Origin of the sequence: Pseudomonas citronellolis, from assembly GCF_001586155.1 — a bacterium.
Classification (GTDB): Bacteria; Pseudomonadota; Gammaproteobacteria; order Pseudomonadales; family Pseudomonadaceae; genus Pseudomonas; species Pseudomonas citronellolis.
This window is the reverse complement of sequence record NZ_CP014158.1, coordinates 6,736,027-6,762,627: the sequence shown is the minus strand read 5'-3', so window position 1 is coordinate 6,762,627 and position 26,601 is coordinate 6,736,027. Positions and strand designations below refer to the sequence as shown.

Genomic DNA, 26,601 nt, shown 5'->3' with positions numbered 1-26,601 from the left:
ACCGGCAATTGTACCCCAGCGGGGCCGGCCGCCGCACGCCGGCGGTGGTTGCCTGGCTGCCGGGGCCTCTATAATGGCGGCCAGTATCCGATTCAATCTCGCATAGGAAGTCTCGATGAACCGTCCCAGTGGCCGCGCCGCCGACCAGTTGCGCCCGATCCGCATCACCCGCCACTACACCAAGCATGCCGAGGGTTCGGTTCTGGTGGAGTTCGGCGACACCAAGGTGATCTGCACCGTGAGCGCCGAGAGCGGCGTGCCGCGCTTCCTCAAGGGCCAGGGGCAGGGCTGGCTGACCGCCGAGTACGGCATGCTGCCGCGCTCCACCGGCGAGCGGAATGCCCGCGAGGCCAGCCGCGGCAAGCAGGGCGGCCGCACCCTGGAGATCCAGCGCCTGATCGGCCGTTCGCTGCGCGCCGCGCTGGACCTGACCAAACTGGGCGAGAACACCCTGTACATCGACTGCGACGTGATCCAGGCAGACGGCGGCACCCGCACCGCGTCCATCACCGGCGCCACCGTGGCGCTGATCGACGCCCTGGCGGTGCTGAAGAAGCGCGGCGCGCTCAAGGGCAACCCGCTCAAGCAGATGGTCGCCGCGGTCTCCGTGGGCATCTACCAGGGCGTGCCGGTGCTCGACCTGGACTACCTGGAGGATTCCGCCGCCGAGACCGACCTGAACGTGGTGATGACCGACGCCGGCGGCTTCATCGAGGTGCAGGGCACTGCCGAAGGCGAGCCGTTCAAGCCGGCCGAGCTGAACGCCATGCTGGAACTGGCGCAGCAGGGCATGCAGGAAATCTTCGAACTGCAGCGCGCCGCGCTGGCCGACTGACGCGGGAGGGGCGGGGATGAACGACGAACTGCAAGCGCGACCGAGCCAGGAAGCCCGGCAGTGGGCGATGTTCTGCCACTTCTCCGCCTTCCTCGGGCTGGTCTTTCCCTTCGGCAACCTGCTGGGGCCGCTGATCGTCTGGCAGATCAAGCGCGAGTCCGATCCCTTCGTCGACAGCCAGGGCAAGGAAGCGCTGAACTTCCAGATCACCGTCAGCCTGGCGATGCTGGTCAGCTTCTTCCTCTGCCTGCTGGTGATCGGCTTCCTGCTGCTGGCGCTGGTCTGCGCCGGCGCCCTGGTGCTGACTGTGATCGCCGGGGTCAAGGCCAACGAGGGCCGCGACTACCGTTATCCGTTCACCTGGCGGCCGTTGAAGTAGCTGCTAGAAGCTGGAAGCGTGGCGGCTTTTGCTTCCAGCTTCAGGCTTCTAGCTTCCAGCTCTCAAATACTGAGCGTCCAGTCGTAGTCGATGATCAGCGGCGCGTGGCGCGAGAAGCGCGGCTGCCGCGGCAGCTTGGCGTTGCGCACGAAGCGGCGCAGACCCGGGGTGAGGATCTGGTAGTCGAAGCGCCAGCCCAGGTTCAGCATTTCGGCCTGCTCGCTGTCCGGCCACCAGCTGTACTGGTCGCCTTCGCGGTTGACCTCGCGCAGGGCATCGACGTAGCCCATGTTGCCGAACACCTCGTCCATCCAGCCGCGCTCGGGCGCGAGGAAGCCGGGCATCTGCTGGCATTCGCGCCAGTTCTTCACGTCCAGCTTGTTGTGGGCCAGGTACAGCGACCCACAATAGATGTACTCGCGGCGCTTGCGGCGCTGCTTGTTCAGGTAGGCGGCGAAGTCTTCCATGAACTTGAACTTCTGGTTCAGGTTCTCGTCACCCTCCTGCCCGCTCGGCAGAAGAATGCTGGCAATACTCACCTTATCGAAATCGGCTTGCAGGTAGCGCCCGTAACGATCGGCCATCTCGAAACCCAGCCCGCTTATGACGGCCTTGGGTTGCAGACGACTATAGATTGCGACGCCACCCTGGCTGGGCACTTCGGCGTCGCAGGCGTACAGGAAGTAGCCGTCCAGCTGGTAGGACGGGTCGTCCAGATCGAAAGCGGAGGCGCGGGTATCCTGCAAGCAGATCACGTCGGCATTCTGGGCTTGCAACCAGCTGAGCAATCCCCGCTCGGCTGCAGCCTGAATACCATTCACGTTCACACTGATGATCCGCATAAATGGCCCCCAAAATCACGTGTGTGTATGATACCCGAGCTCAAACGGTTTAGCTAAATTCATACCGGCCGGTTCTATTCCCATGCAGGCATATCAACGCGATTTCATCCGTTTCGCCATCGAGCGCGGCGTACTGCGCTTCGGCGAATTCACGCTCAAGTCCGGGCGCACCAGCCCCTATTTCTTCAATGCCGGCCTGTTCAACAGCGGCCTGGCGTTGGCCAAGCTGGGGCGCTTCTACGCCGCCGCGGTCGTGGACAGCGGCATCGATTTCGATGTCCTGTTCGGCCCGGCCTATAAAGGAATCCCGCTGGCGGCCGCTACAGCGGTGGCGCTGGCCGAGCAGCACGGGCGCGACCTGCCCTGGTGCTTCAACCGCAAGGAAGCCAAGGACCACGGCGAAGGCGGCACCCTGGTGGGCGCGCCGCTGGCCGGCCGGGTGCTGATCGTCGACGACGTGATCACCGCCGGCACCGCGATCCGCGAGGTCATGCAGATCATCGAGGCCCAGGGCGCCAGGGCCGCCGGCACGCTGATCGCGCTGAACCGCCAGGAGCGCGGCCGCGGCGAGCTGTCGGCGATCCAGGAAGTGGAGCGCGACTTCGGCATGCCGGTGGTCAGCATCGTGTCCCTGGAGCAGGTCCTCGAATACCTGGCCGGCGACGCCGAGCTCAAGCGTCACCTGCCGGCGGTCGAGGCCTATCGCGCGCAGTACGGAATCTAACCAGAACAGGGTGTCCGGCATGGCCAAGCAGGGTGCTTTTCGCCGTGGTGCATTGATGGGGTTGCTGGCCTTCGGGCTGGCCGGGCCGGCGCTGGCGGCGAACGCCGCCGGCAATCCCTCGTCCGGCGGCGCCGTCGAGATGTACCGCTACGTCAACGACAAGGGTGTGACCGTCATCGATCGCCTGGGCGTGCCGTCGCAGTACATCGGCAAGGGCTACGAGGTGCTCAACGAGCAGGGGCGGGTGATCCGCGTGGTGCCGCCGGCGCCGACCGCGGAGGAAATCCAGCAGCGCAAGGCCGCCGCCGCCCAGGCCAGTTCCGATGCCCAGCTGCTGCGCCTGTACACCAGCGTCGAGGACGTCGACCGCGCCCGCGAGCGCAAGCTGTCCGAGCTGGATGGCCTGAGCAGCGTGGCCCGGGGCAACCTGCAGTCGCTGAAGACGCAGCAGGGCAACCTGCAGGCCCAGGCCGCCGACGCCGAGCGCGCCGGGCGCCAGGTGCCGCAGCAGTTGGTCGAGCAGTTGGCCAACCTGAAGGACGAGGAGCAGCGCCTGCTGCGCGACATCGCCCACTACCAGCAGCTGCGCGCCCAGGCCAAGGCCGCCTTCGAGGCGGACCGCGCGCGCCTCGCGCAATTGCTCGGCGCCTCCCGCTAGTCCGTCAGTCGACGGGCAGGTGCTCGAATTTCGCGATGCGCTCGCGCAGCCAGCCCGGCAGGGGCTGGCTCTGCCGCTGGTCGTTGGCGTAGGCGTAGATCAGCTCGCCGAGGGTCAGCGGTTGCTCCTCGCACCAGATCGCCACCTGGAAGGTCAGGCTGCTGCGCCCCAGGCGCGCGACGCGCACGCCCATGTCCAGCCAGTCGTCGTAGCGCGCCGGAGCGAAGTACTCCAGGCTGCTCTTCACCGCGAACAAGTCGCCGCCGCCGCGCAGCAGGTCGGCCGGGTAGCGGATCTCCAGGTTGCGGTAGTACTCGGTGGTGGCGACGTCCGCGTAGGTCAGGTAGTTGCCGTTGAAGACGATGCCCTGCGGGTCGACCTCCGACCAGCGCACGCGCAGGCCGTGGAAGAAGCGGAACTCGTGGCGTTCGGGAAAGGCTGAAGGCATTGCGGCCTCCGGGAGGCAGAGGGGAACCGCCACGGCGGGCGCCGTGGCGGGTAGTGCTCAGTGGCGCGGCTTGCGGTTGCTGATCAGGGTGCCGACGCCGCTGTCGGTGAAGATTTCCAGCAGCACGGCGTTGGGCACGCGGCCATCGATGATGTGCGCGCTGGTCACGCCGCCCTGCACCGCTTCCAGGGCGCAGCGGATCTTCGGCAGCATGCCGCCGTAGATGGTGCCGTCGGCGATCAGGCTGTCCACCTGCTCGGTGGTCAGGCCGGTGAGCACCTGGCCCTGCTTGTCCATCAGGCCGGCGATGTTGGTCAGTAGCATCAGCTTCTCGGCCTTCAGCGCCTCGGCCACCTTGCCGGCCACCAGGTCGGCGTTGATGTTGTAGGACTCGCCGTTGGCGCCCACGCCGATGGGCGCGATCACCGGGATGAAGTCGCCCCTGACCAGCATGTTCAGCAGCTCGGTGTTGACCCCGGTGACCTCGCCGACGTGGCCGATGTCGATGATTTCCGGCTTGGTCATCTCCGGCGTCTGGCGGGTGACGGTGAGCTTCTTCGCGCGGATCAGCTCGGCGTCCTTGCCGGTCAGGCCGATGGCGCTGCCGCCGTGGCGGTTGATCAGGTTGACGATGTCCTTGTTCACCTGGCCGCCGAGGACCATCTCCACCACGTCCATGGTCTGCGCGTCGGTGACGCGCATGCCGTCGATGAAGTGGCTCTCGATGGACAGGCGGTTGAGCAGGTCGCCGATCTGCGGGCCGCCGCCGTGCACCACCACCGGGTTGATGCCGACCGCCTTCATCAGCACCACGTCGCGGGCGAAGCTGTTCTTCAGCTCGTCGGTCTCCATGGCGTTGCCGCCGTACTTGATGACCAGCGTCTTGCCGACGAAACGGCGGATGTAGGGAAGCGCTTCGGCAAGGACGCGGGCTACCTGGGCTGCGTCATCGCGGCTCTGGGACATGGTGCTGGGCTCCGGCATGGTCAGGTCAGAAGGGGATGGTCAGGGCGGGGTCGACCGCCTTGAGCTGGTTGCGGAACACGTCCTTGATGCGTTCCAGTTCGGCTTCGGAATCCGCCTCGAAGCGCAGCACCAGCACCGGCGTGGTGTTGGAGGCGCGTACCAGGCCCCAGCCCTTGGGATAATCGACACGCACGCCGTCGAGGGTGGTGAGGTTGGCCTCGCCCCACTGGCCGTCGCGCTGCAGCGCTTCGATCAGGGCGAACTTGCTCTCGTCGGTGACGGTGATGTTGATTTCCGGTGTTGAGACGTCCAGCGGGAAGGCCGAGAACACATGCTCGCTGTCGCGTTTGTCGAGGCTGATGATCTCCAGCAGGCGGGCGGCGCTGTAGATGCCGTCGTCGAAGCCGTACCAGCGCTCCTTGAAGAAGATGTGGCCGCTCATCTCGCCGGCCAGCAGCGCGCCGGTCTCCTTCATCTTCTTCTTGATCAACGAGTGGCCGGTCTTCCACATCACCGGGCGGCCGCCGTAGCCGCTGATGAGGGAGATCAGGCGGCGGGTGCACTTGACGTCGAAGATGATGTCGGCGCCCGGGTTGCGCGAGACCACGTCCTTGGCGAACAGCATCAGCAGGCGGTCGGGGTAGATGATGGTGCCTTCGTTGGTCACCACGCCCACGCGGTCGCCGTCGCCGTCGAAGGCCAGGCCGAGGTCGGCGCCGGTTTCCTTGACCTTGGCGATCAGGTCTTCCAGGTTCTCCGGCTTGCCCGGGTCCGGGTGGTGGTTGGGGAAGGTGCCGTCGACGTCGCAGTACAGCGGGATGACGGTGCAGCCCAGGGCCTCGATCAGTTGCGGGGCGATCACCCCGGCGACGCCGTTGCCGCAGTCCACCACCACTTTCAGCGGCTTGGCCAGGGCGATGTCGTCGCGGATCTGCTGGAAGTAGCGCGGCAGGATGTCCACCTGCTGCACCTTGCCCACGCCGCTGGCGAGGTCGTTGTTCTCGATGCGCTCGCGCAGGGCCTGGATCTGCTCGTTGGCCAGGGTCTCGCCGGCGACGACGATCTTGAAGCCGTTGTAGTCCGGCGGGTTGTGGCTGCCGGTGAGCATCACGCCCGACTTGCCTTCCAGGACGTTGGCCGCGTAGTACAGCACCGGGGTCGGCACCATGCCGATGTCGGTGACCTGGCAGCCGCAGTCGAGCAGGCCCTGGATCAGTTGCTGGACCAGCTCCGGGCCCGACAGGCGGCCGTCGCGGCCGACGCTGACGCAGGGCTCGCCACGGGCCAGGCTCTCGGAACCGATGGCGCGGCCCACCCAGTAGGCGGTCTCGGCGGTCAGGGTGTCGCCGACCACGCCGCGGATATCGTAGGCGCGGAAGATGCTGGCGGGCAGTTGCGGGGCTTTGGGCGTGCTCATGGCGGGGGTTTGCTCCAATCCCAGGAGGTCCTGGTCTTCATCAAGAATGTCGATGTCCAGAATGTCGGTGTTCTGGAACAGTGGGTCGACCAGCTGCGTCTCGGCGCTGGCCGGCTTGTCGATCTTCGCCGCCACCGGGCGGGGCTCGGGGGCCGGTGCGGGGCTGGCGGGGGCCGGGGGCTCGGCCTTGCGCCTGGGCTGCCGCGCCAGCGCCTGGGCCAGCGGTTGCAGTGCGGCGAGGCCGACTTCAGGTGCTTTGGCAGTGCGCTGGCCACCGAGTTCCTGCAAGTACTGACCGATGGCCTGGGCGTCCTGGCGCAGGCGCCGTTGCAGGGCGCTCTGCGCGAGGTACACGCCCAGCAGCGCGCCGGCCAGCGCCAGCAGTGCGGCGCAGCCCAGCAGCGCCGGCGGATACAGCGCGGCGGTCAGGGCCGGGCCGGGGGTGAAGCTGAGTTTCCAGTTCGGGTTGCCGCTGGCCAGGTTCAGCGGCGCGGCGTTACCGGCCTCGCCGCGTTGCAGCAGGACCTGCGCCGGCGAGCTGCCGAACTGCTGGGCCAGCTGCAGCTGGCCGGTGTCGGCGGGCATGTCCGGCAGGGCCTTGAGCAGGCGCTGCAGGTCGAAGACCAGCATCAGGCTGCCCTGGATGGCGTTGTCCGGGCCGCGCAGCGCCGTGGCGCTGTAGAGCAGCCAGCGCTGGCCGACGCGGTAGGCCTCGGGGGCGACGTTCTGCCCGCTCTCGGCGCGGCGCAGCATGTCCAGGGCGGCGTAGTTCAGCGGGCCGGGACGCTGGTTGTCCTGGCTGGCCTGGCCGCTGGCGTTGAGGTGGACGTCCACCAGGCCGTCCTGGCGCCAGTGGGCGAGGGTGGCCTCCAGGGCGCGGGCGCTGTTGGCGTCGGCCAGCGCCGGCAGCAGCGCGGGGTTGGCGGCGGCGCTACGGGTGTCGGCGGCGAGCTGGAGCAGGGCCTGGCGCAGGGCGCCGGACTGGCTTTCGCCCCAGGCGCCGGCCAACTGCTGGCGGTGCATCTGCTCGGCGCTGCCGAACAGCGTCAGCCACAGCAGGGCGCCGGCGGCGGCCACGCCGAGGGTCGCCACGCCCAGGGCCGGCAGCAGCGACTTGAGTTCCGGCCGGGCCGCCGGGCCTGCCGAAGCCTTCGGCGGCGGGGCGACTTCCGGCAGGTCGGCCGTTCCCTTGGCACTGCGTTGGAAAAGTTTCATGCAACATCTCCTCGGCGAATCGTCCTGGAGGATTGTGTCAGTGGCTGCCCGAGTGCCCGAAACCGCCGGCGCCACGCTGGCTTTCGTCGAAGCTGTCGACCAGCTCGAAATGCGCCTGCACCACCGGCACCAGCACCAGCTGGGCGATGCGCTCGCCGATGGCGATGGTGAAGGGGGTGTTGCCGCGGTTCCAGCAGGAGACCATCAGCTCGCCCTGGTAGTCCGAGTCGATCAGCCCGACCAGGTTGCCCAGCACCACGCCGTGCTTGTGGCCAAGGCCGGAGCGCGGCAGCACCAGCGCGGCCAGGCCCGGGTCGGCGATGTAGATGGACAGGCCGGTGGGGATCAGCAGCGTCTGGCCGGGTTCGAGGACGGTGTCCTGCTTGAGCATGGCGCGCAGGTCCAGGCCGGCGGAACCGGGGGTGGCGTACTGCGGCAGGGGGAATTCGGCGCCCAGGCGCGGGTCGAGGATCTTGGCTTGCAGGGAATGCATCGGGTTCTCAGTGTCGTTTCAGGCGGTCGGCGATGAAGGCGATCAGCTGGCGGGCGATCTTGCCCTTGCTGGTCTGGGCGAAGGCAGTTTCGTGCAATTCGCGGTCGATCACGGTGATCGCGTTCTCTTCGCTGTTGAAACCGATCGAGGGGTTGGCCACGTCGTTGGCCACGATCAGGTCGAGGTTCTTGTCCTTGAGCTTGCGCGAGGCGTACTCCAGCAGGTTCTCGGTCTCCGCGGCGAAGCCCACGCTGAACGGCCGGTCGGCGCGCTGGGCGAGGGTGGCGAGGATATCCGGGTTGCGCACCAGCTGCAGCAGCAGGCCGTCGCCCGTGGTCGGGTCCTTCTTGAGCTTCTGCGTGGCGACCAGCTCGGGGCGGTAGTCGGCCACCGCGGCGGCGGCGATCAGCAGGTCGGCTGGCATCGCCGCTTCGCAGGCGGCGAGCATGTCGCGGGCGCTGACCACGTCGACGCGGCTCACCCGGTCGGGCGTCGGCAGGTGCACCGGGCCGGTCACCAGGGTCACCCGCGCGCCGGCTTCGGCGGCGGCCTCGGCCAGGGCGAAGCCCATCCTCCCGGAGCTGTGGTTGGTGATGTAGCGCACCGGGTCGATGTTTTCCTGGGTCGGGCCGGCGGTGATCAGCACGTGCTGGCCGGTCAGCGAGAGGAACTGGAAGCAGTCGGCGGCGCGCTGGGCCAGCTCCTCGGCCTCGAGCATGCGCCCGGGGCCGACGTCGCCGCAGGCCTGGCTGCCGGCGGCCGGGCCGAAGAAGTGCAAACCGCGGCCACGCAGCAGTTCGGCATTGGCCTGGGTGGCCGGGTCGCGCCACATGGCCTGGTTCATCGCCGGGGCCAGGGCGACCTGGGCATCGGTGGCCAGCACCAGGGTGGTCAGCAGGTCGTTGGCCACGCCCTGGGCCAGGCGCGCCATGACGTCGGCGGTGGCCGGGGCGATCAGCACCAGGTCGGCCCAGCGGGCCAGCTCGATGTGGCCCATGGCCGCTTCGGCGGCGGGGTCGAGCAGGTCCAGGTGCACCGGGTGGCCGGACAGCGCCTGGAGCGTCAGCGGGGTGATGAACTCACGGCCGCCCTGGGTCATCACCACGCGGACTTCCGCGCCCTGGTCGCGCAGGCGGCGGACCAGTTCGGCGCTCTTGTAGGCCGCAATACCGCCGCCCACGCCGAGGACGATGCGTTTTCGATAGAGCCGCTGCATAGGCCCGCCTTATCTTCGGAATTGGATGACGCGCGTCAGGGCCGGAGACGCCTCCCCAGGCCTCCGGTCGCGCGAAAGGGACGGGCTAAGATAGCACAGCGCCCGCCCCGGCACAGCGGGCGGCTCGACAGGGAGGTTGCATGAGCATTCGTCACTGGCCCGCGGCAGAACGCCCGCGGGAAAAACTCCTCGAACGCGGCGCGGCGAGCCTCAGCGACGCCGAACTGCTGGCCATCTTCCTGCGCACCGGCGTGGTCGGCTGCAGCGCGGTGGAGCTGGCGCGGCGCCTGCTCCACGAGTTCGGCAGCCTGCGCGCGCTGCTGGAGGCGGACCAGACCAGTTTCAGCAGCCACCTGGGCCTGGGCCGCGCCAAGTACGCCCAGCTGCAGGCGGTGCTGGAGATGGCCCGCCGCCACCTGGCCGAGCAGCTGCGCCGCGATTCCGCCCTGGAGAGCCCGCAGGCGGTGCGCGACTTCCTCAAGGCGCGGCTGCGCCACGAGGCCCACGAGGTGTTCGCCTGCCTGTTCCTCGACGGCCGCCACCGCGTCCTGGCCTTCGAGGTGCTGTTCCACGGCTCCATCGACAGCGCCAGCGTCTACCCGCGCCAGGTGGTCAAGCGCGCCCTGGCGCACAACGCCGCGGCGCTGATCCTCAGCCACAACCATCCCTCGGGCATCACCGAGCCGAGCCAGGCCGACCGCCGGCTGACGCAGCGCCTGAAGGACGCCCTGGCGTTGGTGGACGTGCGCGTGCTCGACCACTTCATCGTCGGCGACGGCGAGCCGCTGTCGATGGCGGAGATGGGCTGGGTGTGAGGCTCGCCGTGGGGCCGGTATCGCGCCGGCCCCACGTTGAACGGCGCCTCAGAGGCTGACCTTGGAGAAATCCTGGCGGCCGAACGGGTTCACGGCGTAGCCCTTGACCTCCTTGCGCAGCAGCACCGAGGCCGTGGGGTGCGCCAGCGGCAGCCACAGGGCCTGGTCGTGGATCAGCTGCTGGGCGTCGTGGTAGAGCGCGCTGCGCTTGTCCTGCTCGCTCAGCGCCTTGCCCTGGCTGATCAGGCCGTCCAGCTTCGGGTCGCAGAAGCGCGCGAAGTTCAGCCCGGACTTCACGCTGGCGCAGGAAAACTGCGGGGTAAGGAAGTTGTCCGGGTCGCCGTTGTCGCCGGCCCAGCCCATGAACAGCAGGTCGTGCTCGCCGGCCTTGGCGCGGCGGATCAGCTCGCCCCACTCGATCACGCGGATCCCGGCCTGGATGCCGACCTTGGCCAGGTCGGCCTGCAGCAGCTGCGCGCCCAGGCTCGGGTTGGGGTTGAGCAGGCTGCCGCTGGGGCGCGTCCAGATGGTGGTCTTGAAGCCGTCCTTCAGGCCGGCCTTTTCCAGCAGCGCCTTGGCCTGGGCCGGGTCGTGGGGGTAGCCGGGGATGTCCTTGGCATAGCTCCAGGTGTTCGGCGGGTAGACGCCCTCGGCGGCAGTGGCGCTGCCTTCGAACACCGACTTCAGGTAGGTCTGGCGGTCGAAGGCGAGGTTGATCGCCTGGCGCACCTCGGGCTTGTCCAGCGGCGGGTGCTGGCTGTTCAGGGCGACGAAGGCGGTCATGAACGCCGGCGTCTGCTCGATGCGCAGGGCCGGGTCCTTGGCCGCGGCCTCGACGTCCAGCGGCTTGGGCGACAGGGCGATCTGGCATTCGCCGCGCTTGAGGCGCTGCAGGCGCACGTTGGCGTCTGGGGTGATGGCGAACAGCAGGTTGTCCACCGCCGGCTTGCCGGCGAAGTAGTCCGGGTTGGCGGTGTAGCGGATCTGCGCGTCCTTCTGGAAGCGCTTGAAGACGAAGGGGCCGCTGCCGATGGGCTGGGCGTTGAGCTTCTCCGGGGTGCCGGCCTTCATCAGCTGGTCGGCGTACTCGGCGGAATAGATGGAGGCGAAGCCCATGCTGAGCATGGGCAGGAAGGTGGCGTCGGGGTGGCTCAGGGTGAAGCGCACCTGGTGCTCGTCGACCTTCTCCACGGCTTTTATCAGGGCCGGCAGCTGCAGCGACTGGGCGTGGGGGAAGCCGCTCTGCGCCACCTTGTGCCAGGGGTTGGCGGGGTCGAGCATGCGCCGGAAGCTGAACAGCACGTCGTCGGCGCCCAGCTCGCGGCTGGGGCTGAAGTAGTCGGTGTGGTGGAACTTCACCCCGCCGCGCAGCTTGAAGTCGTAGGTCAGGCCGTCGGCGGAGACCGTCCAGCTCTCGGCCAGGCTCGGCACCACCTTGCCCTGCGCCGCATCGAACTCCACCAGGCGGTTCATCAGCACGTCGGCCGAGGCGTTGGTGGTGGTCAGGGCATTGAACTGCACGACGTCGAAGCCGTCGGGGCTGGCCTCGGTGCAGACACTGAGGGTGCTGGCGCCGGCCAGGGCGGGGGCCAGCAGCAGGGCGAGTGGAAGCAGACGCATGACGGACTCCGGAAATGGTGGGAAAATGCCCGTCCCGTGGGCTGGGCGCAGTCATGCAAGGCCGTTGGCGGCCTTGAACCGGCTACCCTAGACCAAGCCGCGGCGGGCGACAACGGTGAAAGGCGACGAATGGCAAGGGCGCTGGGCCGCGGCCGCGCTGCGCCGGCATGTGGATAAGCTGCTTGTTCCCTTGCGGCACTAGGCGGCTTTCTGATATAAAGCTGCGCTCTTTTCTGGGGCCCTGCCCCGCGACTCGGAACCGAGTGGCGGCCGGGCAGGTAAGACCCGGGTGGAAAACCGAGTATCAACGAGTTCAAGCAGCCAACCCATGCCGGGTTTGGCATGTGGTTTATAGAGGGCTGAGCCATGTCGAGAGTTTGCCAAGTGACCGGTAAGGGTCCGGTTACCGGGAACAACATTTCCCACGCACACAACAAAACCCGCCGCCGTTTCCTGCCGAACCTGCAGCACCACCGTTTCTGGGTTGAGTCCGAGAAGCGCTTCGTACGCCTGCGCGTTTCCGCCAAGGGCATGCGTATCATCGACAAGCGTGGCATCGAGGCCGTCCTGAACGACCTGCGCGCCCGCGGCGAAAAATTCTAAGGAGCTGCAATCATGCGTGAACTGATCCGTCTGGTGTCCAGCGCCGGTACCGGCCACTTCTACACCACCGACAAGAACAAGCGCACCAAGCCTGAGAAGATCGAGATCAAGAAGTTCGATCCGGTCGTTCGCAAGCACGTGATCTACAAGGAAGCCAAGATCAAGTAATTGATCCGGCCCTTGCGAAGAAACCCGCCAATTGGCGGGTTTTTTCATGTCTGCGCGGCGGGGCTGGTGGGGCCGTTCGTGCCACCGGCGAATCCCATCGCGGACGAAGCCCGCTCCTAGCGCATGAGCGAGCGTGGCTTTTCGTAGGATGGCGTTGAGCGGAGCGATACCCATCAGCGCAACCGCATGGGTTTCGCAAGCTCAACCCATCCTACGAAAAACGCGTCGGCGCAGACAGTTGCTCCTACGCCCGTGCAACGCCATTGGCGTTATCCGCCCTGCAATGACAGGGCAGCCTCCAACAAAACAAAAACGCCGCTTTGGAGAAAGCGGCGTTTTTTCGTCAAACAGCTATCAAGCCTTCTGTTCGAAGATCACATAGACCTTGCGGCAAGGCTCCAGCACCTCCCAGGTGCCCTTGAAGCCGGCCGGGATGACGAAGCGGTCGCCGGTGCGCACGGTCTTGGCGCCGCCGTCGGCGTCGCGGATCACCGACACGCCCTGGAGGATCTCGCAGTATTCGTGCTCGGTGTAGTTGATGGTCCAGTGGCCGACCGCGCCTTCCCAGATGCCGACGTTGAACTGGCCGCAGGGGCTGGCGTAGTGGTTGCGCACGCTTTGCTCGGGATCGCCCTTGAGGACCTTCTCCGGCGCCGGGCGGTAGTGCTCGGCGGCGGTGCCGGCCTGGGCGAAGTCGACGATCTGCTCGATGTTCATGCTGACTCTCGTTTTATTGTGGGTTGTACGAGTGCTCCGCCACTGCGGGCGGGCCCGGACGGAGGCGGAGTCGATCGAGTCTATGTTTAATAAAACGAACGTGACAAGGCGTTTTGGCGCCAAAGTGTCAAAAATATTGAAAATTCGCCCATCCCGGTTTAGGGTGGCGGACAGCGTGGCCCTCGCGCCGCCTTGCAGAATTTCTGACAGCGCGCCCATCCCCGGGGCGCCGGGACTTCGATAAGTAATTCAATAAGAGGACAAGTTGTCATGAGTACCCTCACTCGCGCCGACTGGGAAGCTCGCGCCCAGAACCTGAAGATCGAAGGCCGCGCCTTCGTCGACGGCCAGTACGTCGATGCCGCCGACGGCGCCACCTTCGACTGCATCAGCCCGGTGGATGGCCGCTTCCTGGCCAAGGTCGCCAGCTGCGACGCCGCCGACGCCGAGCGCGCCGTGCAGGTTGCCCGTGCCGCCTTCGAGTCCGGCGTGTGGTCGCGCCAGGCGCCGGCCAAGCGCAAGAAGGTCATGATCCGCTTCGCCGAGCTGATGATGCAGCACGCCGAAGAACTGGCCCTGCTGGAAACCCTGGACATGGGCAAGCCGATCAGCGACGCGCTGAACATCGACGTCGCCAGCGCCGCCAACAGCATCCGCTGGAATGCCGAAGCCATCGACAAGGTCTACGACGAAGTCGCCGCCACCCCGCATGATCAACTGGGCCTGGTCACCCGCGAAGCCGTGGGCGTGGTCGCCGCTATCGTGCCGTGGAACTTCCCCCTGCTGATGTCCTGCTGGAAGCTCGGCCCGGCCCTGGCCACCGGCAACTCGGTGATCCTCAAGCCGTCCGAGAAGTCGCCGCTGACCGCCATCCGCGTCGCCCAGCTGGCCGTCGAGGCCGGCATCCCGAAAGGCGTGCTGAACATCCTGCCGGGCTTCGGCCACACCGTGGGCAAGGCCCTGGCCCTGCACATGGACGTCGACACCCTGGTGTTCACCGGTTCGACCAAGATCGCCAAGCAGCTGATGGTCTACGCCGGCGAGTCGAACATGAAGCGCGTATGGCTGGAAGCCGGCGGCAAGAGCCCGAACATCGTCTTCGCCGACGCGCCTGACCTGAAGGCCGCCGCCGAATCCGCCGCCAGCGCCATCGCCTTCAACCAGGGCGAAGTGTGCACCGCCGGTTCCCGCCTGCTGGTGGAGAAATCCATCAAGGCCGAGTTCCTGCCGCTGGTGGTCGAAGCGCTGAAGGCCTGGAAGCCGGGCAACCCGCTGGACCCGGAAACCAACGTCGGCGCGCTGGTCGACACCACCCAGATGAACAACGTGCTGAGCTACATCCAGGCCGGCCACGACGACGGCGCCAAGCTGGTGGCCGGCGGCAAGCGCACCCTGGAAGAGACCGGCGGTACCTACGTCGAGCCGACCATCTTCGACGGCGTGACCAACGCCATGCGCATCGCCCGCGAGGAAATCTTCGGGCCGGTGCTGTCGGTGATCGAGTTCGAGGACGCCGAGGAAGCCGTGCGCATCGCCAACGACACCCCATACGGCCTGGCCGCCGCGGTCTGGACCAGCAACCTGTCCAAGGCCCACCTGATCGGCAGGGCCCTGCGCGCCGGCAGCGTGTGGATCAACCAGTACGACGGCGGCGACATGACCGCGCCCTTCGGTGGCTTCAAGCAGTCGGGCAACGGCCGCGACAAGTCGCTGCACGCCTTCGACAAGTACACCGAGCTGAAGGCTACCTGGATCAAGCTGTAATAACGTTCGGAGGGGCTGCGCGTCGGCCATGCTGCGTTGTGATCGGATTCGGCCTGCTCATTTACCGGAGTAAACTGCGCGTCCGAATCCGATCACGCTTTGCCTGGCTCTAGCTCGCGCCCTCCGTGGCGAAGTCCAGAGTCAAAGGCTTACAAGGTCGGCCCCCTCGCCGGGGCCGGCTCTGACAAAGAGCCATACCCGCGGCCGGGTTTCCCTTGGGGAGCCCGGCCGCTTTGCATTGCGCGCCGGGCTCGGCCTCTGGCCCGGAGTGCGCTCCGGATGGAACGGGAGAACGACAATGCGTTGGGGTGCCTATTTCGCTGTCTGCCTGTCGGTCATCAGCATCGGCCTGGCCCTCGGCCTGACCATGCCGCTGGTGTCCTTGCGCCTGGAAAGCTGGGGCTACGGCAGCTTCGCCATCGGCGTGATGGCCGCCACGCCAGCCGTCGGCGTACTGCTCGGCGCGCTCATTTCCGGGCGCCTGGCCGCCCGCCTGGGCACGCCGCGGTTGATGCGCTGGTGCCTGCTCAGCGGGGCCTTTTCCGTCGGCCTGCTGGCGCTGCTGCAGAACTACCCGGTGTGGCTGGTGCTGCGCCTGCTGATCGGCGTGCAACTGACCGTGGTGTTCATCCTCGGCGAAAGCTGGATCAACCAGCTGGCCGTGGAGAAATGGCGCGGCCGCCTGGTGGCCCTGTACGGCACCGGCTATGCGCTGAGCCAGCTGTCCGGCCCGGTGCTGCTGACCTTCATCGGCACCGCCGACGACCGCGGCTTCTGGCTGGGCGTCGGCCTGCTGGTGTGCGGTTCGCTGCTGCTCGTCGGTCGCGGCGGCGCGCCCAGGGTGGACCCGCACAGCGCCTCGGGGCGCGGCCTGTTCGCCTTCTGCGCCAAGCTGCCGGCCATCGCCTGGGCGGTGGTGCTGTTCGCCGGCTTCGAGGCGATGATCCTCACCCTGCTGCCGGTCTACGGCGTGCGCCAGGGCTTCACCCAGGCGGTGGCGCTGACCATGGTCACGGTAGTGGTGGTGGGCGACGCGCTGTTGCAGCTGCCCATCGGCTGGCTGGCCGACCGGGTGTCGCGGCAGACGCTGTTCAAGGGCTGCGGCATCGTCCTGCTGCTGAGCAGCCTGGGCATCCCCCCGCTGCTGCACGGGCCGGCGATCTGGCCGGTGCTGGTACTGTTCGGCGCGAGCGCCGGTGGGCTGTTCACCCTGTCGCTGATCCTCATCGGCGAGCGCTACCGCGACGATGCGCTGGTCCGCGCCAACGCGCACATCGCCCAACTGTGGGGCATCGGCTGCCTGATCGGGCCGCTGACCACCGGCGCGGTCAGCCAGTGGGTGAGTGGCCATGCGCTGCCGCTGATGATGGCCCTGGGCGCCTTCGGTTTCGTCGTGCTGGTATGGCGCAAGGGCTTGCCGCCGGTGGAACTGGAGGGCGATGAGCTGCCGGAAGCGAGCGGGCGTTGAGGCCCGCTGCTCTTCGTAGGATGGGTTGAGCTTGCGATACCCATGCGGCCGCGGTGATGGGTATCGCTGCGCTCAACGCCATCCTACGGGGCGACTCCTGCCACGTAGCGGGACTCCGTCCGCGATGGGCCGAGCCCACGCACGGTGATCGCGGATAACGCCTATAACATCCTCTCCAGCCCGATGGCGCCGGCGATCCAGGCGTTGAAGCGGCGCCACAGGCTGCCCGGCTCGTGGTGCAGCACGTGCGGATGGCCGTCGCGCTCGTCCACCCAGGTCAGCCGCGGGCGGCTGCCGCTGTGGTCGATGCGTACCTGGTAGCTGACGCTGGGCGACATCCCGGCCAGCGCCAGCTTGCGCGTCTGCTCCGCCAGTTCCGGGCTGTCGACGATGATGCCGACCTCGGTGTTCCAGATGATCGAGCGCGGGTCGAAGTTGAAGGAGCCGATGAACACCTGGCGCCGGTCGAAGACGATGGCTTTGCTGTGCAGGCTGGCGCTGCTGGAGCCGCGCACCGTCCAGGGCGCGCCGGCCAGGCGCTGGTCCGGCTGGGCGCGCAGTTCGTGGAGCTGCACGCCGTGCTCCAGCAGGGCCATGCGGTAGGGCGCGTAGCCGGCATGCACGGCGGGCACGTCGGTGGCTTCCAGGGAGTTGGTCAGCAGGCGCACGCTGACGCCGTCGTCGGCGCGGCCGGTGAGGTAGGTGACGCCGCTGTCGGTGGGCACGAAGTAGGCCGAGACCAGGATCAGCTCCTTCGACACCTGGCGGAACAGCGGTTCGAGCTGGGTGCTCAGCTGTTGCTGCGGGCGGCTCTGGCCGCGGTCCAGGACCTTCAGCGGGTCGTCCCAGATGGCGCGGCCCGGGGCCCAGACCAGGTCGTCGAGCCAGCTGTCCAGGTTCGACGAGGCGCCGCGCAGGTGCAGGCGCTGCAGGTAGGCGGAATGGCGCACCCGGCTCTTCTCCAGGTAGTGGTCCAGGCTGCGCCGGGCGCGTTCGAGGTCGGCGCGCTCGGGCTTGCCCCACAGGTAGTCCTCGATGGGGCGGCTGATGGCGCTGTTCCAGTACTGGTCGAAGCTCTGCCCCAGCTCCTTGGCCACCGGGCCGACGCCGAGCAGGTCGAGGTCGCTGAAGTTCATTTCCGCCTTGGCGCCGAAGTACTCGTCGCCCAGGTTGCGCCCGCCGACGATGGCCACGCTGTTGTCGGCCAGCCACAGCTTGTTGTGCATGCGCCGGTGCTGCTCGGCGAGGTTGAACAGGCGCCCGAGATTGCGCGTGATGCCGGTGCTGCGACCCAGGTGCAGCGGGTTGAACAGGCGCACCTGGATGTTCGGGTGGGCGGCCAGCACGCCGATCTCGTAATCCCAGCCGTCGCTGCTGGTGTCGTCGATCAGCACGCGCACGCGCACGCCGCGGTCGGCGGCCTTGAGCAGCTCGTGGATGAGCGCGCGGGTGGTGAGGCCGTCGTGGACTATGTAGTACTGGATGTCCAGGCTGCGCTGGGCGGCGCGGATCAGCTCGGCGCGGGCGAGGAAGGCGTCGCTGCTGGAGGCCAGCAGGCGGAAGCCGGAGGCGCCGGGGTGCGCCGCCGCGCGTTGCTGCACGGCGTCGCCGAGGGCCGTGCCGCCCGGCGACAGGGCGTGCGAGGGCGTGGGCAGGGGAACGCTGGCGCAGCCGCCGAGCAGCAGCAGCGCCAGCCACAGGAAGCGTGGTAGCAAGCGGGAATCTCCAGGCCGCCCGCCGTAGCGGGACTGCGGAGATTCTAGCCGCTCAGCGCCTCCTTGAAGCGATACCAGGCCATGCCCAGCGCCAGCAGCGGCGAGCGCAGCAGCTTGCCGCCGGGGAAGGTGATGTGCGGGACCTTGGCGAACAGCTCGAAACCGCTGCCCTGCTGCCCGGCGATGGCCTCGGCGAGCAGCTTGCCGGCCAGGTGGGTGGCGTTCACCCCGTGGCCGGAATAGGCCTGGGCGAAGTACACGTTGGGCTGGCCGGGCAGGCGGCCGATCTGCGGCAGGCGGTTGGCGCCGATGCCGATCATGCCGCCCCACTGGTAGTCGATGCGCACGTCGGCCAGGTGCGGGAACACCTTGAGCATCTTCGGCCGCATGTAGGCGGCGATGTCCGCCGGGTCGCGCCCGGAATAGTGGCAGGCGCCGCCGAACAGCAGGCGGTTGTCGGCGGAGAGGCGGTAGTAGTCCAGGGCCACGCGCTGGTCGCACACCGCCATGTTCTGCGGCAGCAGCTCGTGGGCGAGGTCCGCCGGCAGCGGCTCGGTGGCGATGACGTAGCTGCCGGCCGGCAGCACCTTGCCGTCGAGGTAGTTGTTCAGGCCGTTCTGGTAGGCGTTGCAGCCGATCACCAGTGTCTTGGCGCGCACGCTGCCCTTGGCGGTGCGCACCCGCACTTCGGCGCCGTAGTCGATGTGGGTGACCTGCGAATCCTCGAACAGGCGCACGCCCAGGGACTGCGCCGCAGCCGCCTCGCCCAGGGCCAGGTTGAGCGGGTGCAGGTGGCCGGAGCCCATGTCCACCATGCCGCCGACGTAGCAGTCGGCGCCGACGATGCTGCGCATTTCCGCCTGCGGGACCAGGCGCAGCTCGTGGGTGTAGCCCAGGCTCTTGAGCTCCTCGTAGTCCTCGCGGAAGCCCTCGACGTCCGAGGCCTTGTTGGCCAGGTCGCAGTAGCCCCAGGTCAGGTCGCAGTCGATGCCGTACTTCTCCACGCGCTGGCGCACGATCTGCACGGCCTCAAGGCCCATCAGCTTGAGCTGGCGCACGCCGTCCTTGCCGATCACCGGCTCGAACTGCTCGACGCCATGGCCGACGCCGCGGATCAGTTGGCCGCCGTTGCGCCCGCTGGCGCCCCAGCCGATCTTGCGGGCCTCCAGCAGGACCACCGAGAAGCCGCGCTCGGCCAGTTCTATCGCGGTGTTCAGCCCGGAGAAGCCGCCGCCGATGATGCACACGTCGGCCACTTCCTCGCCGGCCAGGGGAGGGCACTGGATGCGACGGTTGAGGGTCGCGGCGTAGTAGGAAGGGGCGTGCTGGTCGGTGTGCACCGGGAGGCGAACGCGGGCGTTCATGTGCGATATCCTGATTATTGTGTTGTTAAAATTTTACGCAGGATAAACGCCGGCTTCCCGCCACGCCAAGGGGGGAAGCCGTAAAAACTCGACAAGCTGTTGCGATCAGTCGGGAATCGGCAGGGTCAGGCTCTCCTTGACCTCTTCCATCACGATGTAGCTCTTCGACTCGCGCACGTGGGGCAGCTTCAGCAGGATGTCGCCCAGCAGCTTGCGGTAGGAGGCCATTTCCGAGATGCGCGCCTTCACCAGGTAGTCGAAGTGGCCGGACACCAGGTGGCACTCCAGCACGTGGGGCAGCTTGAGCACGGCGCGGCGGAAGTCCTCGAAGGTGTCGCCGGACTTGTAGTCCAGGCTGATCTCGACGAACACCAGCAGGCTGGCCTTGAGGTACTGCGGGTTCAGCCGGGCGTTGTAGCCCATGATGATGCCTTCGCGCTCCAGGCGCCGCACCCGCTCGGTGCAGGGGGTGGTGGAGAGGCCGACGCGCTCGCCCAGCTCGGTGAAGGAAATGCGCCCTTCTTCCTGGAGGATGCGCAGGATGTTGCGGTCGATCTTGTCCAGTTCGCGGCGGCTTTGGTGCTGGGTTCTCATGGAGGCTGCTCGGGGGCGGTGCTTATGGTTGGTGATTGTCGCCAAATATAGACGTTAAGCCAGTGGATATCACTGCCCCTTGATCTTCTGCGGGCACGCCGCCAGCCTGTTCCCAGGTCCGCGCCGGATGCGCGGGCCTTCCACTTCGCCGCCGGAGCCTGGCATGCGCTCGACCCGTACCCGAATCCTGCTGTTGCTGGCGTTGCTCATCGCGCTGCTCGCCGTCTGGGCGGGGCAGGCCTGGCAGCGGCTGCTCGCGGAGCAGGGCATCGCCGGCCTGAACTGGCAGGGGCCGGGCATTTCATTGGACGGTCTGACACTGCAACGGCTGGCCGTAACGCGGGAAAAGTCCGCTTCGCGCCTGGAAATCCAGGCCGATCAGCTGCGCCTGGGCTGGCCGCGGCGCATCGACGGGCGCTGGCGCCTGGGTGGCCTGGAGCTACAGCGCTTACGCGTGGGTTCCTGGCCCGCCGCCGCGACGACGGAAGAAGAGGCGGGGGAGTGGCCGACGCCCGACCAGGTGGGCCTGTGGCTCGGCCTGCTGCCGCAGCGGGCCGTCCTGCAGCGCGCCGAGTTCGAACTGCCCTGCGCCGGGCAGCAGCGCTGCACCCTGGTCGGCAGCCTGCACTGGCAGCAGCTGCCCGGCAATGCCGCGTCCCTGGCCGCCGAACTGCAGCAGGGCGCTCAGCGCCTGGCCCTCGACGGCACCCTGCACCCGGAACAGGACGCCTGGCGGCTGGCATTGAAGGCCGATCTGGATGGCGAACGCCTGGCCGACCTCGACGCCAGCTGGGCGCCAGCCGAGCGCCACTGGCGCGGCAGCCTGGCCAGCCCTGGAGTGCCACCGCTGGACGCCGTGCGCGCCTGGCTGGCGCCCTGGTTGCCGACGCCGACCCTGCCGGTCTCCCTACCCGAGGCCGGGCGCCTGCGCCTGAGCTGGGACAGCACCCTCGGCGGCGATGGCCCCTGGCCGGACTGGCCCGCACTGCGCGACAGCCAGGGCGAACTGGAGCTGGCCATGCAATTGCCGCAGCCCTGGCCGCTACCGGGCCTGGGCACCTTGCAGGGCGACCTGCAACTGCAGGCGGCCGCGACCGCGCCGGGGCAGTGGCGGCCGCGGGTGTTGGACGGCGACCTCTACCTGGCCGACCTTTACGGCGACTGGCTGCAGGCGCTACCGGTGGGCCTGCGCCCGGCCAACCTGCGCCTGGGCCTGCAACCCGACGACAGCGCCCCCGGCGCGGTACGCCTGGACCTGCGCGGCAAGGGCGCCAGCGACCTGCGCCTGCAAGGTGTGCTGGCGCTGGTGGAGGGCGAAGCCTTGTCGCTGGCCCTGAGCCAGGCCCGCTTGCAAGCCCAGGTAGCGGACCTGCAACTGCCCGGCCTGCGCCTGGGCAAGGCGGCGCTCGACCTGCCGCTGGACGGCGAGATTGGCCAGGCCGCGGCCAGCCTGCGCCTGGGCAAGGGCGCCAAGCTGAACCTGGGCAGCCTGGCCGGGCCCCAGGGGCTGAAGGCCGCCAAGCTCGGCGCGACGGCGGACAAGGCCAGCCTGGCGCTGGGCTACGCCGCCGGCCAGCCCTTCAGCCTGGGCTTCGACGGCGCCGTGCAACTGTCGGCCGGCGAGCTGCGCCAGGCGCACCTCAAGCCGCTCGCCTGGAGCTACCAGGGCCAGCTCGGCGCCGGCCTGGCGCAGCAGCAGCTCAAGGGCCGGCTGCAGAATAGCGGTGGCCTGGCCGCCGACGTCGAGTTGCGCCACCAGGCCGACGGCAGCCTGGAGCTGACGGCGCAACTGCCGGAATTCTTCCTGCGCAGCGGCAACCCGCTGGCGGCCAGCCTGGCCGACTGGCCGGCGCTGCTCAGCCTGAACAACGGCCGCCTGCAGGCACGCGCGCAATGGCGCCTGCCGCCGGGGCAGGGCGCCCAGCAGCTGGACCTGACGCTGAACGGCCGGGGCCTGGAAGGCGTCTACGACCGCAGCGAGATCCACGGCCTGGACGGCGAGGCGAAGCTGCAACTGCGCGGCTCGCAACTGACGCTGCAGTTGCCCGGCCTGCGCGTGGAACAGCTCAACCCCGGCGTGCTGCTCGGGCCCCTGCAGTTCCAGGGTGGCTACAGCGCCAGCCTGGACCAGCTGCTGGCCGGCCGCCTGGACTGGCGCCAGGCCGAGCTGAAGCTGTTCGGCGGCCGCGCCTGTCTGGACGCCGGCACGCTGCAACTGGCCCGCGAAAACCCCGCGCAGAGCCTGCATCTGCAAGGCGTGCTGCTGGAGGAAATCCTCAAGGCCTATCCCGCCGAGGGCCTTGCCGGCAACGGCATCCTCGACGGCGAGCTGCCGCTGTTGCTCGGCCCGGGCGGGCTGCGCATCCAGGGCGGCCAGGTCGCCGCGCGGCTGCCGGGCACCCTGCAGTTCCGCTCGGAGAAGATCCGCGCCCTCGGTCAGAGCAACCCGGCCATGCAACTGGTGGCGACCATGCTCGACGACTTCCGCTACGAGCGCCTGGCCAGCCGCGTGGATTATGCTGAGGGCGGCCGCCTGCTCCTGGCCCTGGCCATCAGCGGCCGCAACCCGGCGCTGGAGCAGGGGCGGCCGGTGAACCTCAACGTCAACCTGGAGGAGAACATCCCGGACCTGCTGACCAGCCTGCAGCTGAGCGACCGGGTCAGCGACACCATCCGCAAGCGCGTGCAGGAACGCCTGCGCAACCAGTCACCTGCCGCGCCCTGATCGCAAGGAGAACACCGCATGCGCCCATGCGCACTCATCGCCGTCCTGGCCCTGCTCGGGCTCAGCCAGGGCTGTACGCCGACGGTACAGCTGGCGGCGCCCAAGGAGCCGATCAACATCAACCTCAACGTGAAGATCGAGCACGAGATCTACATCAAGGTCGACAAGGCCCTGGATGGCATCATCAACGAGAACAGCGGTCTGTTCTGAGGAGCTTCTAGATGACACTGCGCAGCAAACTCGGCGTCGCCCTGCTGGCCCTTTGCGTCAGCCTGCCGGCCCTGGCCATGAGCCTGGAGCAGGCCATGTCGGCCCTGGGCGGGGCCAAGGCCCAGGGCCTGGTCGGCGAGCAGCCCGACGGCTACCTCGGGGTGGTCAGCAACAGCGGCCAGGCGGCGGACATCGCCGCCCAGATCAACGCCGCGCGCCGCGCCGAGTACCAGAAGGTGGCCGGCCAGAGCGGCGCCAAGCTCGGCGACGTGGAAGCCCTGGCCGGCAAGAAGGCCATGGACCGCACCCCGTCCGGGCAATACATCCAGCTCAATGGCAAGTGGGTACGCAAGTAAGGGGATTTCCCTGGCGCCGCCGCCTGTCGGGCGGCGCCTGCGACCCGCCGTCGCGGCAGCGCTTATTCCTGCCGGCCCCGGCCCTGGCGGGAGTAAATCCCGCGTTCGCCAAAGCGCGCCGAATTAGTTGCTGAAAACCGCGATCCGACATACTTGCATGGCTATGGATTTTTCAGGTGTTTTTGCTGGTTGTCTGGTGGATGCGCCTCCGTGAAAGGCGTTTTCACCAAGAATTTTCTTCAATTACCGCTTGTTAAATAGTGATTATTTCTGCGGTCGAATTCCTATACTGCGCGCAACTGACGTTCAAAATAAGAAACGTCGCGTGCCCCACGCGACGTGGGAGGCAGCGATGCGCGTTCTGGTTCTTGGCAGCGGTGTGATCGGCACCGCCAGTGCTTACTATCTGGCCCGTTCCGGCTTCGAAGTGGTGGTGGTCGACCGCCAGCCCGGCCCGGCCCTGGAAACCAGCTTCGCCAACGCCGGCCAGGTTTCCCCCGGCTACGCCTCGCCCTGGGCCGCCCCGGGCATCCCGCTGAAGGCCATGAAGTGGCTGCTGGAGAAGCACGCGCCGCTGGCCATCAAGCTCACCGGCGACCCCAGCCAGTACGCCTGGATGTGGCAGATGCTGCGCAACTGCAACGCCGCCAGCTACGCGGTGAACAAGGAGCGCATGGTGCGCCTGTCCGAGTACAGCCGCGACTGCCTCGACGAACTGCGCGCCGAAACCGGCATCGCCTACGAAGGCCGCACCCTGGGCACCACCCAGCTGTTCCGCACCCAGGCCCAGCTCGACTCCGCCGCCAAGGACATCGCCGTGCTGGAAAGCTCCGGCGTGCCCTATGAAGTCCTCGACCGCGCCGGCATCGCCCGCGTCGAGCCGGCCCTGGCCAAGGTGGCCGACAAGCTGGTCGGCGCCCTGCGCCTGCCCAACGACCAGACCGGCGACTGCCAGATGTTCACCACCAAGCTGGCCGAACTGGCCCAAGGCCTGGGCGTGGAGTTCCGCTTCAACCAGAACATCCAGCGCCTGGACTTCGCCGGCGACCGCATCAACGGCGTGTGGATCGATGGCCAACTGGTCACCGCCGACCACTACGTGCTGGCCCTGGGCAGCTACTCGCCGCAGATGCTCAAGCCGCTGGGCATCGACGCCCCGGTCTACCCGCTGAAGGGCTACTCGCTGACCGTGCCGATCACCAACCCGGACATGGCGCCGACCTCGACCATCCTCGACGAGACCTACAAGGTCGCCATCACCCGCTTCGACCAGCGCATCCGCGTCGGCGGCATGGCCGAGATCGCCGGTTTCGACCTGTCGCTGAACCCGCGCCGCCGCGAAACCCTGGAAATGATCACCACCGACCTCTACCCCGAGGGCGGCGACGTCAGCCAGGCGACCTTCTGGACCGGCCTGCGCCCGGCCACCCCGGACGGCACCCCGATCGTCGGCGGCACCCGCTACCGCAACCTGTACCTGAACACCGGCCACGGCACCCTGGGCTGGACCATGGCCTGCGGCTCGGGCCGCTACCTGGCCGACCTGATGGCGAAGAAACGCCCGCAGATCAGCACCGACGGCCTGGACATTTCCCGCTACAGCAACGCCTCGGAGGCTCAGAATGGCCATCCAGCGCCTGCACACTAATGGCCGCATGAGCCAGATCGTCGTCCACAACGGCACCGTCTACCTGGCGGGCCAGGTGGGCGACGACATGGCCGCCGGCGTCGAACAGCAGACCCGCGAGGTCCTGGCCAGCATCGAGCGCCTGCTCGAAGAGGCCGGCACCGACAAGACGCGCATCCTCTCGGTGACCATCTACCTGAAGGACATCGACGCGCACTTCGCCGGCATGAACGCCGTCTGGGACCAGTGGCTGCCGCAAGGCACCGCCCCGGCCCGGGCCACCGTGGAGGCCAGGCTCTGCGAGCCGGAGATCCTGGTGGAGATGTCGGTGGTCGCGGCCCTGCCGTAAATCCTTTGCGTGGGGCCTGGTCGGATTGCCAGGCCTTTTTTTGCTTCACGGCCTTCGTCGGCGCGGGTTCGCCCGCGGCTGCGCCGTACCCGAATAACAGAGAGTTCCCGCCATGCGTCCAGCCCGTGCCCTGATCGACCTCCAGGCCCTGCGCCACAACTACCGCCTGGCCCGCGAAGTCAGCGGCGCGCGTGCGCTGGCGGTGGTCAAGGCCGATGCCTACGGCCACGGCGCGGTGCGCTGCGCCAAGGCCCTGGAGGCGGAAGCCGACGGCTTCGCCGTGGCCTGCATCGAAGAGGCCCTGGAACTGCGCGAAGCCGGCATCCGCGCGCCCATCCTGCTGCTGGAGGGCTTCTTCGAGGCCAGCGAACTGGAGCTGATCGAGCTCCATGACTTCTGGTGCGTGGTGCACTCGGCCTGGCAACTGGAGGCCATCGAGCGCGCCCGCCCGGCCAAGCCGCTGACGCTGTGGCTGAAGATGGACTCGGGCATGCACCGCGTCGGCTTCTTCCCGCAGGACTACGCCGCCGCCCTGGCGCGCCTGCAGGCCCTGCCGCACGTGGCCAGGGTGGTGCTGATGAGCCACTTCGCCCGCGCCGACGAGCTGGACTGCGCGCGCACCGAAGAGCAGGTCGCCGCCTTCGAGGCCGTGCGCGCCGGCCTGGGCCAGCCCTACGAGGTCAGCCTGCGCAACTCCCCCGGCATCCTCGGCTGGCCGAGCGTGCCCAGCGACTGGGTGCGCCCGGGCATCATGCTCTACGGCGCCACCCCCTTCGAGCAGGCCCAGCCGCTGGCCGACCAGTTGCGCCCGGTGATGACCCTGGAGTCGAAGATCATCGGCGTGCGCGAACTGCCGGCCGGCGAGCCGGTGGGCTACGGCGCGCGCTACGTCGCCGAGCGCCCGGTGCGTGTCGGCGTGGTCGCCATGGGTTACGCCGACGGCTACCCGCGCCATGCGCCGGACGGCACTCCGGTGTTCATCGACGGCCAGGCCAGCCGCATCATCGGCCGGGTGTCCATGGACATGCTCACCGTCGACCTCACCGACCTGCCCGGCGCCGGCCTGGGCAGCCGCGTCGAGCTGTGGGGGCCGAACGTCCCGGCCAGCCAGCTCGCCAGCCTGTGCGGCAGCATCCCCTATCAATTGTTCTGCAACCTCAAGCGCGTACCGCGGGTCTACAGCGGCGACTGAGCGACGAACTGCGTAAAGTTTGCGCAGTATCCGAGGCCGATCTGTTGTAAATACTGAACGGTGTTGCCATGATACGGGCACTTCGGAACCCGCTCGCCGCAAGGCGCAGGCGGGTTCCGCC

Annotated in this window: 26 protein-coding genes; 15 read left to right on the top strand and 11 right to left on the bottom strand. The window is 68.2% G+C overall.

What is annotated here, in order from left to right:
* Positions 1 to 115 precede the first annotated feature (115 nt).
* Entirely contained in the window at positions 116 to 835 is a 720-nt protein-coding gene (rph, locus tag PcP3B5_RS29520) for a ribonuclease PH (RefSeq protein ID WP_009614139.1), read from the top strand.
* A gap of 16 nt (positions 836 to 851) precedes the next feature.
* Positions 852 to 1,214: a DUF4870 domain-containing protein gene (locus PcP3B5_RS29515; RefSeq protein ID WP_043268113.1), complete on the top strand. Its 363-nt coding sequence runs from the start codon at positions 852 to 854 to the stop codon at positions 1,212 to 1,214.
* 62 nt (positions 1,215 to 1,276) lie between these two features.
* Here PcP3B5_RS29515 and PcP3B5_RS29510 read toward each other — a convergent pair whose 3' ends face one another.
* Positions 1,277 to 2,056: an exodeoxyribonuclease III gene (locus PcP3B5_RS29510; protein WP_043315008.1), complete on the bottom strand. Its 780-nt coding sequence runs from the start codon at positions 2,054 to 2,056 to the stop codon at positions 1,277 to 1,279.
* Between the two features lie 82 nt (positions 2,057 to 2,138).
* Between PcP3B5_RS29510 and pyrE the strand changes: the two genes are divergently transcribed.
* Complete coding sequence (gene pyrE, locus PcP3B5_RS29505) at positions 2,139 to 2,780, top strand: orotate phosphoribosyltransferase (RefSeq protein WP_009614134.1); 642 nt, start codon at positions 2,139 to 2,141, stop codon at positions 2,778 to 2,780.
* A 19-nt stretch (positions 2,781 to 2,799) separates the two neighbouring features.
* Positions 2,800 to 3,438: a DUF4124 domain-containing protein gene (locus tag PcP3B5_RS29500; protein ID WP_145923963.1), complete on the top strand. Its 639-nt coding sequence runs from the start codon at positions 2,800 to 2,802 to the stop codon at positions 3,436 to 3,438.
* 4 nt (positions 3,439 to 3,442) lie between these two features.
* On the opposite strand, the gene PcP3B5_RS29495 is transcribed toward PcP3B5_RS29500, so the two are convergent.
* The 5 genes from PcP3B5_RS29495 to coaBC are packed head-to-tail and all read right to left on the bottom strand — an operon-like array spanning position 3,443 to position 9,193.
* Positions 3,443 to 3,886 (bottom strand): acyl-CoA thioesterase, encoded by a 444-nt coding sequence (locus tag PcP3B5_RS29495; RefSeq protein ID WP_043268115.1) that lies wholly within the window; start codon positions 3,884 to 3,886, stop codon positions 3,443 to 3,445.
* Between the two features lie 57 nt (positions 3,887 to 3,943).
* On the bottom strand, positions 3,944 to 4,852 hold the full coding sequence (gene argB, locus PcP3B5_RS29490; protein ID WP_043315009.1) for an acetylglutamate kinase: 909 nt from the start codon (positions 4,850 to 4,852) through the stop codon (positions 3,944 to 3,946).
* 25 nt (positions 4,853 to 4,877) lie between these two features.
* Entirely contained in the window at positions 4,878 to 7,484 is a 2,607-nt protein-coding gene (locus PcP3B5_RS29485) for a phosphomannomutase/phosphoglucomutase (RefSeq protein ID WP_061563105.1), read from the bottom strand.
* A gap of 37 nt (positions 7,485 to 7,521) precedes the next feature.
* Positions 7,522 to 7,977, bottom strand: a complete 456-nt coding sequence (gene dut, locus PcP3B5_RS29480) for a dUTP diphosphatase (RefSeq protein ID WP_009614122.1) — start codon at positions 7,975 to 7,977, stop codon at positions 7,522 to 7,524.
* A gap of 7 nt (positions 7,978 to 7,984) precedes the next feature.
* Positions 7,985 to 9,193 carry a bifunctional phosphopantothenoylcysteine decarboxylase/phosphopantothenate--cysteine ligase CoaBC gene (gene coaBC, locus PcP3B5_RS29475; protein ID WP_061563104.1) on the bottom strand — a complete coding sequence of 403 codons (1,209 nt, stop codon included), beginning with the start codon at positions 9,191 to 9,193 and terminating at the stop codon, positions 7,985 to 7,987.
* Between the two features lie 140 nt (positions 9,194 to 9,333).
* On the opposite strand from coaBC, the gene radC reads away from it, so the two are divergent.
* On the top strand, positions 9,334 to 10,008 hold the full coding sequence (radC, locus tag PcP3B5_RS29470; protein WP_061563103.1) for a RadC family protein: 675 nt from the start codon (positions 9,334 to 9,336) through the stop codon (positions 10,006 to 10,008).
* 48 nt (positions 10,009 to 10,056) lie between these two features.
* On the opposite strand, the gene PcP3B5_RS29465 is transcribed toward radC, so the two are convergent.
* Entirely contained in the window at positions 10,057 to 11,628 is a 1,572-nt protein-coding gene (locus PcP3B5_RS29465; protein WP_043315011.1) for an ABC transporter substrate-binding protein, read from the bottom strand.
* Between the two features lie 366 nt (positions 11,629 to 11,994).
* On the opposite strand from PcP3B5_RS29465, the gene rpmB reads away from it, so the two are divergent.
* Complete coding sequence (gene rpmB / locus PcP3B5_RS29460) at positions 11,995 to 12,231, top strand: 50S ribosomal protein L28 (RefSeq protein ID WP_009614118.1); 237 nt, start codon at positions 11,995 to 11,997, stop codon at positions 12,229 to 12,231.
* 12 nt (positions 12,232 to 12,243) lie between these two features.
* Positions 12,244 to 12,399 (top strand): 50S ribosomal protein L33, encoded by a 156-nt coding sequence (rpmG, locus tag PcP3B5_RS29455; protein ID WP_009614117.1) that lies wholly within the window; start codon positions 12,244 to 12,246, stop codon positions 12,397 to 12,399.
* Positions 12,400 to 12,753: 354 nt separating this feature from the next.
* On the opposite strand, the gene PcP3B5_RS29450 is transcribed toward rpmG, so the two are convergent.
* Positions 12,754 to 13,116 carry a cupin domain-containing protein gene (locus PcP3B5_RS29450; RefSeq protein ID WP_009614116.1) on the bottom strand — a complete coding sequence of 121 codons (363 nt, stop codon included), beginning with the start codon at positions 13,114 to 13,116 and terminating at the stop codon, positions 12,754 to 12,756.
* A gap of 270 nt (positions 13,117 to 13,386) precedes the next feature.
* Between PcP3B5_RS29450 and PcP3B5_RS29445 the strand changes: the two genes are divergently transcribed.
* Both PcP3B5_RS29445 and PcP3B5_RS29440 read left to right on the top strand, forming a co-directional pair.
* Positions 13,387 to 14,880, top strand: a complete 1,494-nt coding sequence (locus PcP3B5_RS29445; RefSeq protein ID WP_009614115.1) for an aldehyde dehydrogenase — start codon at positions 13,387 to 13,389, stop codon at positions 14,878 to 14,880.
* A 298-nt stretch (positions 14,881 to 15,178) separates the two neighbouring features.
* Positions 15,179 to 16,348, top strand: a complete 1,170-nt coding sequence (locus PcP3B5_RS29440; protein ID WP_058488038.1) for an MFS transporter — start codon at positions 15,179 to 15,181, stop codon at positions 16,346 to 16,348.
* A gap of 161 nt (positions 16,349 to 16,509) precedes the next feature.
* Here PcP3B5_RS29440 and PcP3B5_RS29435 read toward each other — a convergent pair whose 3' ends face one another.
* The 3 genes from PcP3B5_RS29435 to dadR form a co-directional block, all read right to left on the bottom strand.
* A complete protein-coding gene (locus PcP3B5_RS29435) occupies positions 16,510 to 18,063 on the bottom strand; it encodes a phospholipase D family protein (RefSeq protein WP_043315013.1) in 1,554 nt (517 codons plus the stop codon).
* A 44-nt stretch (positions 18,064 to 18,107) separates the two neighbouring features.
* Positions 18,108 to 19,427 carry an NAD(P)/FAD-dependent oxidoreductase gene (locus tag PcP3B5_RS29430; protein WP_061563102.1) on the bottom strand — a complete coding sequence of 440 codons (1,320 nt, stop codon included), beginning with the start codon at positions 19,425 to 19,427 and terminating at the stop codon, positions 18,108 to 18,110.
* A gap of 105 nt (positions 19,428 to 19,532) precedes the next feature.
* Positions 19,533 to 20,021, bottom strand: coding sequence for a transcriptional regulator DadR (dadR, locus tag PcP3B5_RS29425; protein ID WP_009614106.1), 489 nt, complete (start codon positions 20,019 to 20,021; stop codon positions 19,533 to 19,535).
* Positions 20,022 to 20,184: 163 nt separating this feature from the next.
* Here dadR and PcP3B5_RS29420 point away from each other — a divergent pair, with 163 nt between their 5' ends.
* From PcP3B5_RS29420 to alr, 6 genes are all read left to right on the top strand, one after another.
* On the top strand, positions 20,185 to 22,746 hold the full coding sequence (locus tag PcP3B5_RS29420; protein ID WP_061563101.1) for an intermembrane phospholipid transport YdbH family protein: 2,562 nt from the start codon (positions 20,185 to 20,187) through the stop codon (positions 22,744 to 22,746).
* Positions 22,747 to 22,764: 18 nt separating this feature from the next.
* A complete protein-coding gene (locus PcP3B5_RS29415; protein ID WP_009614103.1) occupies positions 22,765 to 22,956 on the top strand; it encodes a YnbE family lipoprotein in 192 nt (63 codons plus the stop codon).
* Between the two features lie 11 nt (positions 22,957 to 22,967).
* Entirely contained in the window at positions 22,968 to 23,312 is a 345-nt protein-coding gene (locus PcP3B5_RS29410) for a YdbL family probable chaperone protein (protein ID WP_009614101.1), read from the top strand.
* A 352-nt stretch (positions 23,313 to 23,664) separates the two neighbouring features.
* Positions 23,665 to 24,960, top strand: a complete 1,296-nt coding sequence (dadA, locus tag PcP3B5_RS29405; RefSeq protein ID WP_009614100.1) for a D-amino acid dehydrogenase — start codon at positions 23,665 to 23,667, stop codon at positions 24,958 to 24,960.
* Complete coding sequence (locus PcP3B5_RS29400) at positions 24,935 to 25,288, top strand: RidA family protein (protein WP_043268137.1); 354 nt, start codon at positions 24,935 to 24,937, stop codon at positions 25,286 to 25,288. The genes dadA and PcP3B5_RS29400 overlap by 26 nt, the downstream gene beginning before the upstream one ends.
* Before the next feature lie 112 nt (positions 25,289 to 25,400).
* Positions 25,401 to 26,480 (top strand): alanine racemase, encoded by a 1,080-nt coding sequence (gene alr, locus PcP3B5_RS29395; protein ID WP_061563100.1) that lies wholly within the window; start codon positions 25,401 to 25,403, stop codon positions 26,478 to 26,480.
* Positions 26,481 to 26,601: the final 121 nt, after the last annotated feature.